9 protein-coding genes are annotated in these 13986 nt (G+C 52.3%); 4 read left to right on the top strand and 5 right to left on the bottom strand.

Annotated features, from left to right (window positions below):
• Nucleotides 1-9: 9 nt before the first annotated feature.
• From ctlX to ACS5NO_RS28990, 4 genes are all read left to right on the top strand, one after another.
• Nucleotides 10-939, top strand: coding sequence for a citrulline utilization hydrolase CtlX (gene ctlX, locus ACS5NO_RS29005; RefSeq protein ID WP_439418377.1), 930 nt, complete (start codon nucleotides 10-12; stop codon nucleotides 937-939).
• Nucleotides 940-1305: 366 nt separating this feature from the next.
• Nucleotides 1306-1749 carry a MarR family winged helix-turn-helix transcriptional regulator gene (locus tag ACS5NO_RS29000; RefSeq protein ID WP_114404187.1) on the top strand — a complete coding sequence of 148 codons (444 nt, stop codon included), beginning with the start codon at nucleotides 1306-1308 and terminating at the stop codon, nucleotides 1747-1749.
• A 175-nt stretch (nucleotides 1750-1924) separates the two neighbouring features.
• Nucleotides 1925-2644 carry an SDR family NAD(P)-dependent oxidoreductase gene (locus ACS5NO_RS28995; RefSeq protein ID WP_439418376.1) on the top strand — a complete coding sequence of 240 codons (720 nt, stop codon included), beginning with the start codon at nucleotides 1925-1927 and terminating at the stop codon, nucleotides 2642-2644.
• Between the two features lie 47 nt (nucleotides 2645-2691).
• Nucleotides 2692-3603: an SMP-30/gluconolactonase/LRE family protein gene (locus tag ACS5NO_RS28990; protein WP_439418375.1), complete on the top strand. Its 912-nt coding sequence runs from the start codon at nucleotides 2692-2694 to the stop codon at nucleotides 3601-3603.
• Between the two features lie 80 nt (nucleotides 3604-3683).
• Here ACS5NO_RS28990 and ACS5NO_RS28985 read toward each other — a convergent pair whose 3' ends face one another.
• From ACS5NO_RS28985 to ACS5NO_RS28965, 5 genes are all read right to left on the bottom strand, one after another.
• Nucleotides 3684-4190 (bottom strand): hypothetical protein, encoded by a 507-nt coding sequence (locus tag ACS5NO_RS28985; protein ID WP_439418374.1) that lies wholly within the window; start codon nucleotides 4188-4190, stop codon nucleotides 3684-3686.
• Nucleotides 4191-4217: 27 nt separating this feature from the next.
• Nucleotides 4218-5699: a SusD/RagB family nutrient-binding outer membrane lipoprotein gene (locus tag ACS5NO_RS28980; protein ID WP_439418373.1), complete on the bottom strand. Its 1482-nt coding sequence runs from the start codon at nucleotides 5697-5699 to the stop codon at nucleotides 4218-4220.
• Between the two features lie 24 nt (nucleotides 5700-5723).
• Complete coding sequence (locus ACS5NO_RS28975; RefSeq protein ID WP_439418372.1) at nucleotides 5724-8846, bottom strand: SusC/RagA family TonB-linked outer membrane protein; 3123 nt, start codon at nucleotides 8844-8846, stop codon at nucleotides 5724-5726.
• Between the two features lie 318 nt (nucleotides 8847-9164).
• Nucleotides 9165-10655 (bottom strand): RagB/SusD family nutrient uptake outer membrane protein, encoded by a 1491-nt coding sequence (locus ACS5NO_RS28970; protein ID WP_439418371.1) that lies wholly within the window; start codon nucleotides 10653-10655, stop codon nucleotides 9165-9167.
• Between the two features lie 55 nt (nucleotides 10656-10710).
• Entirely contained in the window at nucleotides 10711-13839 is a 3129-nt protein-coding gene (locus tag ACS5NO_RS28965; RefSeq protein ID WP_439418370.1) for a SusC/RagA family TonB-linked outer membrane protein, read from the bottom strand.
• Between the last annotated feature and the right edge of the window lie 147 nt (nucleotides 13840-13986).

Raw genomic sequence — 13986 nt, 5'->3', positions numbered from 1 at the left:
CCTGACCCTATGCAATCGCAGACAACCTCAAATCTTCTCATGATCAGGCCCGTACGGTTTGGATTCAATGAGCAAACCGCCGGAAGCAACGCCTTTCAGAATGCTGATATGGCGACTCCGTCCCAGGATGTAGTGCAGGAAAATGCCCTTCGTGAATTTGACGACATGACGCATCAGTTGATGGCTGCCGGGGTGAACGTTATCATTTACGACGATTTGCCGGAGCCGTATACACCTGATTCCATTTTCCCGAACAACTGGGTATCGTTTCACTTCAGCGGTACGGTAGTGCTCTACCCGATGCAGGCGCCCAACCGTCGGCTCGAACGGCGGCTGGACATCATCGATGACCTGGCAAAAAAATACCACGTTGCTAAAATTGTTGATCTGACGCATTTTGAACAGGAAGGAAAATACCTTGAAGGCACTGGCAGTCTGGTGCTTGACCGGATGAAACGGATTGCCTACGCCTGTCTGTCACCCCGGACCGATGCCGACGTTCTGGCCGAGTTCAGCCACCAAACCGGATACAATGTCGTCGCCTTTTCAGCCGTCGATGCGGCAGGCATACCGGTTTATCATACCAATGTGATGATGTGCATTGGCGACGTTTTTGCTATAGTGTGTCTGGCGGCCATTGCCGACCCCGACGAGCGGTTGATGGTTCGGCAGGCACTGGTGAACAGCGGGAAGCACGTGATCGATATTACACTGGAGCAAATGGCTCACTTTGCAGGAAACATGCTGCTGGTGACAACCCAAAAAGGACAAAAATTACTGATTATGTCGACGCGGGCGTTTGATTCGCTTTCGGTCCGGCAGCAGGACGAATTGGACGATTTTGCTACGCTATTCCATTTCAATCTGTCAACGATCGAAGGAAACGGGGGGGGCTCGGCGCGGTGTATGATGGCCGAAATTCATCTGCCTTCCCGGTAGAGAAACGTTACTGAACAGAGAATCAGGGGTACCGAGCCGTGAACAGATCATTCATCAATAGGATCTGAAACTGCCGGAACTGACAGAAACTCTCTTTATAATAAGTTCATGCTTATTATTTTAAATTGTACTTATTTGCTATTTTCTTGCATCTTTAATACCGTTTAATAACTTAATTGTAGCAACACCTATTTTTACTTTTTCAATTCTTCAAAACTATAGTCTTTTGTGTTAACAAATTAATAACAAACGTGTTTGAGTATTATAAAAAACAATTGCTTTGACAAACTAATTCTAACTAAGTTCGTTATATTTACAAATCGGTAACATATTTAAGGTGATTGGATTTTAAAAACCCTAGCAATCATGATCGCAGAAAAAAAACGGATTTCAAAGTACAGCAGTTGCCTGAATTTTACGGCGAATGCCTTAGCGAGAGTAATGACTAACATTTCCGACGATGAATTTGGTCGGTTAGGCCTCACGGCTTCCCATGCTTTTGTTTTGAAAGAAGCCATCGAAAACCCCGGTATTCAGCCGAAGGAATTGAGTGGAGAATTGCATTTGACGCCATCGACCATTACCCGTCTGATTGAAAAATTGGAATTGAAAAAACTGGTAGAGCGGAAAATCGAGGGAAAACACACGCTGGTTTACGCAACGGAGAAAGGAATTACCATGTTACCGGACATCAAAAAAGCGTGGGACAACCTGATGCGTCGTTACGCTGATATCCTGGGCGATGAAAGTTCCCGCCGGATGACTGACATGCTATACGGGGCGGTGAAAGCATTGGGCAAAGATTCATAATCTCCCGTTTTAACACGAAATGGAGTAATGATTGTGCAATCATGTATGGAGTAGAAATGCCTGAAAAAGGTCGTTTTTTAAACAATTTCAGTGATTGAATAGTAGAGTTGGTGGGGTTACGTTGCTACCCGAAGGGACCGGCGTGCTTCAACTCTACCATTCAATCATTGAAATCATGAACACCAACCACGAAAAGGTTGCCTTAGTAACCGGTGCAAACCGGGGATTGGGCAAAGAGATTTCTCAGGAGTTGTGTAAAAAAGGCTATGCAGTTTTCATGGCCTCCCGCGATATAGAAAAAGGCCGCGAAGCTGTTCAGGAGCTTTGTGGACAGGGGTATGAAGCCATCTTTCTGCACCTGGATGTTACTGATCCGGTCAGTGTCAAAAATGCGTACGGTGCCTTCTCCCAAAAGGCTAGTCATTTGGATGTGCTGGTAAACAATGCCGCTATTCTGGAAGAGACTGACCGGCATGTGTCGATCTGCAAGCTCAACATTGAATCGCTGGAACGCACCCTGAAAACCAATTTGATTGGTCCCATCATGGTGATTCAGAATTTTTTGCCGTTTCTGGAAAAAGGCCGAACCGGTGCCCGCATCATCAACGTGACCAGTGACTTAGGCTCGCTTTCTCATATGCAGGATAGTTATCCGGCCTACAGTCTTTCCAAAACCGCCCTGCACGCCATGACCCGCCAGTTTTCGGCTGCCTTGGTGGGGAAAAATATTGCGGTTAACTGCGTCAATCCGGGTTGGGTGCAAACCAGCATGGGGGGAGAGGGGGCCAATCGTTCTCCTGAAAAAGGAGCTGAAACCGCCCTCTGGTTGGCCACTGAAGCTCCTCTGGCCGAAACCGGAAAGTTCTGGAAAGACAAGCGGGAAGTGCCGTGGTAAGTGGAATCTGCTATCTTTGTAGCTTCCTGAACCTTAACACAATTCCCATGAATTTTACCGGAAAAGCCGGGCTTCTTTCCGCCGGCCTGTTGCTACACGCATTCCTCGGTTTTAGTGATGGCGGTGCCGATTCCGTCAAAGTAACCGCAGCGGGCGCTGTTCCGAAGCAGATTTACAGCCAGTTCAAGTTTACGGAAGGCCCCGCCGTCAATAAAAAAGGAGATATTTATTTCACCGATCAGCCCAACGATAAAATCTGGAAGTATGACACTGACGGCAATCTGTCGCTGTATATGGACAAGACCGGGCGTTCCAACGGTCTGTATTTCGACAGGAAAGGCAATCTGATTGCCTGTGCCGACGAAAAAGATGAGCTTTGGTCGATCAGCCCGAAAGGAAAAGTGACGGTTTTGCTGACGGATTTCGAAGGCAAACGACTCAACGGCCCCAACGATTTATGGATTGACGCAAAAGGCGGTATTTACTTCACCGATCCCTACTACCAACGCGATTACTGGGAGCGGAAAAAACCGGATCTCGAAGGCCAGAAGGTCTATTATTTGCCCAAAGGGAAAAAGCAACCAGTCGTTGTCGATGGCGATCTGATGCAACCCAACGGAATTGTGGGAACGCCCGATGGCAAATCCCTCTATGTCGCCGATATTCGCGCCGGCAAAACGTATAAGTACCAGATCAACAACGACGGAACGTTGACCAATCGCCAGCTTTTTGTTTCACAGGGTTCCGATGGCATGACGATCGATGATCAGGGCAATATTTACCTGAGTGGAAAAGGCGTAACGGTTTACAATCCAGCGGGCGAAAAGCTCCAGGTTATTCCGGTTCCGTCCCGCTGGGTGGGTAACCTTTGTTTTGGTGGGAAAGACCGGCGTACGCTGTTTATCACGGCTTCGGAGTCGGTTTATACCCTGGCGATGCAGGTGAAAGGTGTAGAGTAAAGGAATCAGAGATATTCTTACTAAAAAAGCCAGCCTTCAAATTGAAGGCTGGCTTTTTTAGTAAGAATGAGACCGTTGCGTTAGGCGAGGATGCGCACGCGTACGGGCAGGGCTCTAATTTCGGTTCCATCGTCCAGTGTTATCAGGAAAATAAAAGCGATTTCCCGGAAATTAGGCAAGGCGAGGGGAGCTGTTGGAACTGCAGGCCGCTTGGTTGCAAACTCAGCGACGGTGGTCGTAAACTCCACCGTGGTGCCGCTGCCGGCAATCGGAGCTGCGTTGTAGTTCCCGGCGGTAGCCAGTGTTCCTACGTTGATGCTGGTGGCACCGGCGGCAATTTTCGAGATCTCCTTGATCGTCCGGCCACTGGAAGACGGGATCGAAAGCGTGATTTTGATGGCACCACCGGCTGCTACCGATGTTTCGTAATACGGGTCGAAACCGTAAGTGGTGGCACCAGTGTAGGTGACCGGAACGGCCGGGCGGTTGTCCTTGACCAGATCGCTGTAGACGTAATCGTCTTTGCAGGAAATGCCGGCAAACGCTACGATTGAAAGGATAAGAAATTGAAAAGCTATTTTTTTCATGATAAAATTCCGTTAACGAATGACCGATTAATCAACATCCCACCACAATTTTTCATTGGACTGCGGCCCCGGATTTGGGAAGGCCGGATTCCGCTCGATTTCCTGGGTGATGTAAGCCGCCCGCACTGGTCGGGTTCCATCAATACCTACTGCATTCTGCGATGCTGTCAGGCGGGGGTAACCAGTTCTGCGCCAGTCGTTCCACGACTCCAGGCCGTTGCCGGTCCAGGCAATCCACTTCTGGGTGATGATCTGCTCCAGTTGCTGCTCTTTGGTTCCGGTCAGGGTCGCCACGGCCGGATTGGCGGCCAGATAGGCCGCAATGTTGGCATCAGTGACACCCGCCAGTTTCATCGAAGCCGTAATGCCTTCGGTATATAGGGTCTGCGGATTGCCCGGTGTTCCCAGCATCAAGGCCGATTCGGCCAGAATAAATGCCCGCTGGAAGTTGGTCAGCAGCCGGACCGGACCTTCACCACTTGTTCCCGTTACGTAGGGAGCATAGCGGGACCATGTTGCTGTAGGTGGCAGGGTTCCCCGAAAACCATTATCCATCGTGACGTAATCTGCCGCTGGTTTCGTAAAAAAGAACGGCAGGCGTGGATCGGTTTTGGTCGGATCTGTTGCACTGGGCCGCAGTACGTTCAGAAACCGGGTGCTCATAATCAGTTCGTTGCTGAAGGAAGCGAAGATGGCCAGATTCCACATAGGACTGGTACTGCCCACGTTGCTGCCAAATTTTACGTTCAAATCGAGCGCGTTGCTATTGATATACAGGTTCTTGGTCAACACTTCGTTGATCACCTGCGTCGCCAGTTGCGGTTCTTTCCGGCTGATGGTATTGGCGAGCTTCAGCATCAGGGTGTAACCCGCCCGTTTCCAGTTATCCATGTTGCCACCGTAAACCATGTCTTCGGCAGCAGGCTTGGAAGTCGAAACCGCTTCCAAATCGGCCAGTCCTTCACGCACCAGATCGAAGAGGCTTTGAATCCCCAGGGATTGATTGCCCTTGTAGATATCTTCCTGCTTGTCGATGCGCGGCTGAATGAACTCTTCACCCTTCAGTGCTTGTGAATAGGGTACATCGCCCCATACATCCGTGGCAATGCTGAACGTATAGGCTTTCATGATCTTGGCAATACCGGTATACGCTTTGGCGTTGTTCTGGTCGGCCGCTTCGATCAATTTCTGATAGTTGACGAGCGCACCACCGTAGATGTCAAAGCGCCACTGGTTTCCGAAATCGGCACCGTTCGTATTGAAGATGTCGTAGGCAGCCGGGCTACCACCGGCACCCGCCAGGTAGTTCATCACCACCGAGCCAAACCGGTTGAGTTCACCATTGTTGGCAAACGCGGAACCTGCCAGGGCCGTGGGTAATAAAACCGGTGGCGTTACGGCCGTAGGTTTGTTGGGATCGAGGTTGATGTCGTCCACAAAATTGCTACAGGCTCCGATTGACAGCATCAACGGAACCAGAAGGAATTTTTTATAATTTATGACTTTCATTGTCGGAAGAATGATGAAGGTTGATTAAAAGGTAAACCGCAGGTTAACGCCATAATTCCGGGTGTTGGGCGCGCCGTTCAAATCAAGCCCCTGAATATTACCGGCTCCCTGTGTGTTTACTTCCGGATCCATGAAGAAGTTGGGCGCGTAGAAGAACAGGTTCCGTCCACTAACCCCCACCGAAATCGCACCGAAAGGCGTTTTGCCAATCAGGCTACCCGGCAGGCTGTAGTTCAGAGCGACTTCACGCAGCCGGTAAACTGTGGCATCGAACACGGCCGCTTCAGAAGCCAGACCACCCAGCCCAGCCCAGTAGGTTTGAGCACTGATCTGAATGTTGTTAGGCGTATAAGTCTTCGAACCATCCGTATTGGTCACCTCGATGACGCCTGGCAAAATGCGGGGTTGATCCCGGTCGACTCCCGTTACTTTCAGGTGACCCTGGCCTCTCAAATCGGCCGCACTAAACGAGTAAAGATCTCCACCCTGGCGGGTATCGAACAAAACCGATAACGTCAGGCCTTTGTAGCTGAAGTTGTTCGTCAAACCCGCTGTCCAGTCCGGATTTGGATTGGCAATCACCTGACCGGCAAGACCCGGTACAAACTGGCCGGTGTTGGGGTTGATCAGATACTCACCCTGCGGACTGCGGGCGTTGGCCGTTCCGACGATGACGCCGTAGGGTTGCCCCAGCACAATGGAAGGGTTGATTCCAATGAATGCATTGCCGGTAATGGGCGATTGGGTGACACCTGGTGCAATTTCTTCCACTTTATTCCGGATGCGGGTAAAGTTCAGGATCAGATCCCACTTGAAGCCGTTATCCAATCGAACCGGTGTCGTGTTTAAAACCAGTTCAATCCCCCGATTTCGCATGGAACCCACGTTGGTGGTGCGGGTGTCGTAACCGGTTGAGTTAGATACCGAAACGTTGAAAATCTGGTTGGTACTTCGGGTATCGAAATACGCCAGATCAATGCTGGCCCGATTGCGGAACAGCCCCAGATTCAACCCAAATTCATACGACCGCACGAATTCCGGGGTCAGACTTGAATTTCCGATCCGGTCATCGATCCGAAAGCCGGGTAAGCTGGCGGTTCCTACGGAAATAGGGAAGGTAATTTGGGCGGCATTGTTTCCGTAAGCTGCCGGTTCAAACACGGAGTTCAGCAGATACGGATCAGCATCCCGGCCCACCCGGGCAATGCTGGCCCGTACTTTGGCGTAAGAAAGCACGTTTGAATTCAGCTTGAACGCATCCGTTGGGACAAAACTGACGGCTGCCGATGGGTAAAAGTAGGTATTGTTGGCTTTGGGCAAGGTCGACGATTTATCGACCCGACCGGTCAGTTCCAGAAACAGGTAGTTCTGGTAGCCCAGCGAAAGCTGGCCATAATACCCCATCAGCCGACGCATGGTGCTGCTCTCGGTGCTGGCGGAGAAAACCGATCCGTTGCTGACGTTTTCGAAACCGGGAATGGTCAACTGCTGGCTGATGATCGTTGGGTTCTGAGACTTCCGCTGGTTGATGTTATTTCCCAACAACAGGCTGGCGTTCAGTCCTTCCAGAAACAGATTGTCTTTCTGGGCAGTGATGATCAGATCGCCGTTCAACTCTGATCGGAAGAAGATATCTTCCCGAAGTTCACCAGCCGGGGTACGTGCTGCGCCAATGGCGGCAACGAATTTCCGGCGATCGGTGTAGGTATCGGCCGTTGCACGGTACGAAACGTTCAGCCATTTGGTGACGTCATAGCCAATCTGAATATTTCCGAAAACCCGGTCGACCTGGCCTTGCAACGTTTCATTATAAGCACTCCACAAGGGGTGGTTCTGAGTGGGGTTGTAATAAATGCTCCGGCCCAGCGCGTTCTGGTAGGGGCGGCCCATCAGATCATAACTACGCGGTATCCGGGTTAACTGGCCGAACGCACTACCACCGTTTCCGCCCGGGACACCTTGTTGAACGGTTTGTACGTAGGTTACCGTACCGTTCACTTTGATGCCATTATTGAGTCGCGATTCCCCACCGACCTGAACGTTGGTCCGGTTAAATTTGGTGTTGGGAATAACCCCGTTCTGGAGCGTGTTACCAATCGCCAGAATGAAATTGCGCCGTTCGTCGCCGGAAGCAATGTTGAAGGAGTTTTGCAGAATGCTTCCCTGACGATAAAAGTCTTTTACGTTGTTGGGGTAGGCCTGATAGGGAACTGTCTCGCCCTGCAAAGTCGTGACCTGCGTGAGCGGTCCACCGAATTTAGGACCCCAGGAGTTGGCCGAATTATTAACGAAGTTGTTCTGGGTTCCCTGTCCGTAGTCGTTTTGAAGTTCGGCCAGACCGGAGACATTCTGGATGTTGTAGGAAGAATTAACCGTTACTTCCGTTTTCCCCTTCATGTTCCGACCGGTTTTGGTCGTGATGACAATGGCCCCTGCCGACGCTCTCGAACCGTACAGAACCGCAGCCGCCGGTCCTTTCAGCACGTTGATCGACTCGATGCTTTCGGGGTTGACGTCGGCCAGCCGGTTGGCGGGCTGCGAACCGAACAGCGTGTTTTCGGTTTGGTTCAGGTCGTTGCTGAAAATGATGCCATCGACCACGATCAGCGGCTGGTTGCTGCCGTTGAACGACGTAATCCCCCGGATGTTGATGTTGGTGGAAGCTCCCGGCGCACCACTGGCCCCGGTGATGTTCACCCCGGCCAGTTTTCCCTGAAGCGCATTCAGCACGTTGGGTTCCGAGCGTTGGGCCAGCACATCACCCCGAACATCCTGGGTCGAATACCCCAGCGAACGCCGGTCGCGCTCGATCCCCTGAGCCGTTACGACCACTTCCGACAATTGACTGGCGTCGGCTTTCAATTGCACATTGAGGGTGGATTGGTTGCCGACCACGATCTCCTGGGTGGCGGTTCCGATGAAGCTGAACACCAAACGGGCGTCGGCCGGAACGTTGGTCAGACTGTAGTTTCCGTCTGAATCGGTGGTGGTACCACGGCTGGTACCTTTCAATTGGATGCTCACACCCGGTAGGGTGGAGCCGTCGTCGGATGAGGTGACTTTACCGGTCACCGTCCGATCCTGGGCTAGCGCGGGCAGGGCAAAAAGCACGCACAATAGCCAGAATCCGGCTAAACGTTTTCTCATAGATAGGTTATTGTTTGGATGAACGTAAAAAAATGGTTGCAAAAGTACTTTTATATCAGCAATAAGTAAACCAAATAGTGCGTTAAGTAACATTTTTTTCCAACACGCTACGAAAGCCGCTTCAACTACGACTATTGTCTTTCTAACTACTGCTATAATAGTAGGATCAATATAATGATAAATTGAATAATATGGTGTTTTGCTCAAAAGAAAACCTTCCGGAGAAGGATTCTAACCCGTTATATTCGAGTTTCGATCCTTTCCGGAAGGCGTTAAGATAATCCGTCGTGCGGTTTTCCTGGCTACTTCACGCGGTGGTTATGGATTTGGTACGGCCAGTTTGTTCACGTTCAGTTCGCCCTGTGGAATCGGCCAGATGTAGACCGAGGCCGCTACTGTTACAGCCTGTATATTGGCTTTGGCAGGAAGCGGAAGATTCTGCCGCAGCAAATCGTTGGAGCGAAATCCTTCTCCTAACAACTCGATCCGGCGTTCCAGCAGAATGGCGTCGACCAGCGCGGCTTTGTCGGCCATGGTGGCATAAACCGCCGTGGGTGCCGACCGGCCCCGAACAGCATTTAGCAACGCCAGCGCATCGGCATCGACCCCCGCAGCCAGCCGCGCTTTGGCTTCGGCCAGGTTCAGCAGCACCTCGGCGTACCGGATCACCGGAACATAGTCGGTATGCTGTGGCCCCGTCGGAAACTTGGTGAGCCGGATCCGGCCTGCATCCCCCGTAAAATCATTCTTGACAAAACTGGTTCGGCGGGCGTCGGTGGCCGTGAAAGCCGCATTACCGATGATGCCATTCGGATTCAGGCTGTAGTCACCAATCCCGACAATCGGCATGTAGTAGCTCGCCAGCCCGTTTTGCGTACCGGGCAGGTCGTTGCTGCTCATCGGCATGGAAAGAATGGATTCCGTCGTGGTGTAATTGGTAAAAACCGTCGAAACCGATGCCTGCAACTGGTGGGCCACACCGGTTGCCGCCCGGTAAGGGGCCGTTGCCGAAACAATCTTGGCCGCTTCGGTCACCACATCGGCGTAGCGACCCATTGCCAGATAGGCCCGGGTTTTCAGCGCAATGGCGGTATTTTTGTGCGCCCGTGTCGTATTCAGCGCAGCAGACGCATTGGTGGCCGCCAGGTTTTGCTCGGCAAAATTCAAGTCTTCCAGAATCTGGGCGTACACTTGCGCTACCGTACTGCGAACCAAGTCATTGTTGCCCGTTCCGACCTCGCCTTGCAAGCGGAGCGGCAGGCCCAGACTGGCTCCGTTGTCTTTCGTATAGGGCTGTGCGTAGAGCTGCACCATCGACAGATAGGCTAATGCCCGCAAGAACCGGGCTTCGCCTTTGTATTGACTGGCCAGTGCCGCGTCGACCACGGTGGGATTGGCGTCCAGGCCTTCCAAAAACAAATTGATCCGGTTGATGGCCAGATACGCTTGGTTCCAGAGGTTGGTGGGTTCGTTGGAGCCGGAGTTGTTGGTGTGATTCCAGGTCTGAAGGGCCGTTACGCCGTTGTTGCTCACATTCAGAAACTCTTCACCCCGGACGTCGACGTAAATGAAATACCGGCCACCCAAAAACTGGCCGTTTTTAATGCTCGAATACAGACCGTTCACCTGCGCCAGCACCCGATCGGGGTTGGAAAAAGCCTCTACATCGGCCAGGCTGGTCAGGGGTTTGGGCTCCAGGAGTTCTTCCTCACTACACGAGGTCACGACGGGCAGCAGGCACACCGAAAGCAGCGCGGCTTTCAGGAACATCCGTCGGTTTGTGAATAAATATGAAGTATGGTTTTTCATGGAAAATCGTGTTAACCGTTTAAAGGGCTGTTGAATCAGGACATCAAACGATCGATTAGAAATTAAGGCTCAGACCGGCCGTGAACGTACGGGCCTGCGGAACCGAGTTCCGGTCGACGCCCGGTGCCGTGTTGGAGTTCCGGTTGGTCGAGATTTCAGGGTCAGATCCCGTGTAGTTTGTAATGATGAAGGCGTTCTGCACCTGCGCATATACCCGGATCGACGACAGATTGGCTTTCCGCAACAGATCGTTCTTGATCGTGTAGGCGAGCATGATGTTCCGTCCCCGCAGGAAATCGCCTTTTTCCACATTTTCAGAAATCGGGTTGGCCGAACCGTTCGAGATGTTGTCGTTCAGAACCGGGCGCGGAACGTCGGTGATGTCACCCGCCTGTTTCCAGTGGTTCAGCACGCCAACGTCGTTGTTCCAGGGCCGCTGATCGCGCAAACCGGCTTTCGTTCCGTTGTAAATCACGTTGCCACCCGAAAACTGGAGGAAAACCCCCAATTCCAGATTGCCATACTTGAAGGTGTTGTCCAAACCGCCGTACCATTTCGGTATGGCTGCACCCACCACAACCCGGTCAGTACCGGAAATCGCCGGGGCGTTGCCATCCCGGTCGACGTAAGTCCAGCGACTGGCGGCCGGGGCCGAGTGGTCATACTGTACCCGGTCGTTGTTGGCGTTGATAAAAATCCGGCGACCATTGGCCGGGTTGACGCCATCGGTCCGGATGACGTAAATACTCCCGATCGACTCATTGACCCGCACGATGTTGGAGCTTTCCAGACCGCCCGTATTGGCCAGAATGTCGGCGTTGTTGTTAGCCAGAGCCGTCACTTCATTTTTCAGCGTCGAAATATTGAAGCTGGTAGTCCAGTTGAACTTGCCTTTGGTAATGTTCGAAGACGTCAGCGCCAGCTCGATTCCGGTATTGGCCATCGAGCCAATGTTTGTCAGAATGAAGTTGTTCGGAATCCCACGCGACGGAGCCTGGGGTTCGGGCAGAACGAGGTCGGTGACGTCTTTCTTGTAGTACGTCAGTTCACCCGTAATCCGGTCGCCGAACAACCCAAACGCGATACCGATGTCGGTGCTCGTGCTGCTCTCCCACCGCAGCGATGGGTTCCCGGCCTGCGCGAAGAAGAACGTAGGCACGGTGCCGTATAAACCGGAGTTAAACAGGCTCAACGAGCCGAAATCACTGATGCCGGCGTTTCCGACGCGGCCCAGACTGGCCCGGATTTTAAACTCATTGACCACTTTGCCGATTGAATTTTTCCAGAAGTTTTCTTCCGAAACCCGCCAGCCGATCGATCCTCCGGGGAAGTTGCCGTATTTACGGCCAGCCGCGTAAGCCGAATAACCGTCCCGACGGAAGTTGAAGGTTAACAGATACTTCTGGTCGAAATTGTAATCAAAGCGGGCAAAATACGAGATCAGACCATTCTGGCTCTGGAAGTTACCAGCCGGCGGCTGGTTGCTCGTAAAGTTCCCCTGATAAGACGTGAAGAACGGGTCCGATAGCCCTTGCCGCGCACCACCCCAGCGGTTGATCGTATATTTCTGGACTTCGTTACCACCCACAACCGAGAAATTGTTTTTTCCCACCTGAAGATCGTAAGTCAGGTAGTTCTGCCAGTTCCACTGTTTGATGTTGGTGAAGATGTTAAACGCCTGACCACCCGCCGTTCCGCCTTCGCCGTGGACGCTGTTCCGAAAGTCGATGTCCTCTACGGTCGTGTTGTCAATCCCGTAGGAGGTCCGGAACGTGAGTCCTTTGAAGAGGGTGAAATCGGCAAAAATATTTCCCAGGATGTGGTTGTTTTCCGATGTAAACCGGCTGAGTTCAAGGTCAGGCAGCGGGTTATAATACCCACCAGCGCCGACCAGGTTTTTGCCAAGTCCCATGTTGTTACCGGCCCGGTTAATGTTGTACGATCCGTCGGGGTTGCGGGGGGCCAGGTTGGGGGCCAGCACCAGTGGCAAACGACCCAGACCGCCGGTGCTGAACGCGCCCGTCGTTCCGGTGTTGGGAGCCTGGTTTTTGCTGTTGGCCAGCGCAATATTGGCACCGAGCCGAATGGCTTTGTTCAACTGGTGCGAGATGTTCATCCGACCCGTCATCCGACTGAAGGAGTTCTGTTTCAACATCCCTTCCTGATCGGTGTAGCCCACCGAGAAGGCGTACTTCGTGTCTTTCGTCCCGCCGTTGACGCCCAGGTTGTGGTTGTGGGCCGTTCCGGTGCGGTAAATCACATCGTACCAGTCGGTGTTCACCACGCTGCCATCGGCATTGAGGGTGGGGAAAAACTGGTCGGGCAGGTTGGCGTTGCGGGCGGCTAGGTTTTTGTAGTCCATGTACTGCTGTGCATCCAGGATGTCAAACAGCTTGAACGGTTTGGTAACGCCAACCCAACCGTCGTAGGTTACCTGCACCCGGCCTTCCTTGCCTTTTTTGGTGGTGATCAGAATAACCCCGGCGGCTGCCCGCGAACCGTAAATGGCCGTTGCCGACGCATCTTTCAGGATCTCAAGCGATTCGATATCGGACGGGTTGATGTCGCCCAGTGGGTTGTTCACCGTAAAACCGCCCGCCGAAACATTGTCGTTGGAGTTGATGGGCAGGCCGTCGATGACGATCAGCGGTGACGAACTGCCGTTGATGGACGAAACCCCGCGAATCCGGATCACCGGCGCGTTGTTTAGAACCCCGTTCGGTGTGATGATGTTCACCCCCGCAGCCCGGCCCTGCAAAGCCTGATCGAAACTCTGAACGGGTTTGTTGGCAATGGTCTCGCCATTGACCGAAGAAACCGCACCCGTAATGGTTTTTTTGCTTTGTGTACCGTACCCCACCACCACCACTTCGCTGAGGCTGGTGGCATCGACCTGGAGGGTGACGTTGATCGTGGAGCGGTTGCCGGTTTCGATTTCCTGGGAAGCAAAACCGATGAAACTGAAGACGAGCCGGGCATTTTCCGGGACGTTGCCCAGGCGGTAGGTGCCGTCGCTGTTGCTGTTGGCACCGCGGGTGGTGCCCTTGATTTGAACACTCACGCCCGGGAGTGGGGAGCCGTCGTCTGATGAAGTGATTTTCCCGGTAACGGTGCGATCCTGCGCCAGTGCTGGTAGACACAGCAAGGCAAACCACACCCATAGGGATGGTAATAGTTTTTTCATAAATCTGTATATTTGTTTAGGTTATTCGCAAAAATGGTTCAAAAAATGATTGCATAATACTACTTTGATAAAATTTTTCTAAATATTACTTAGAAAAACAACCTAGCTTGCATTTTCGGCAAAACAGGAAATAAACCAGAACGAGTA

It is taken from the genome of Larkinella fluvii (assembly GCF_051857545.1).
Lineage (GTDB): Bacteria > Bacteroidota > Bacteroidia > Cytophagales > Spirosomataceae > Larkinella.
This window is presented reverse-complemented; position numbering and strand designations above follow the sequence as displayed.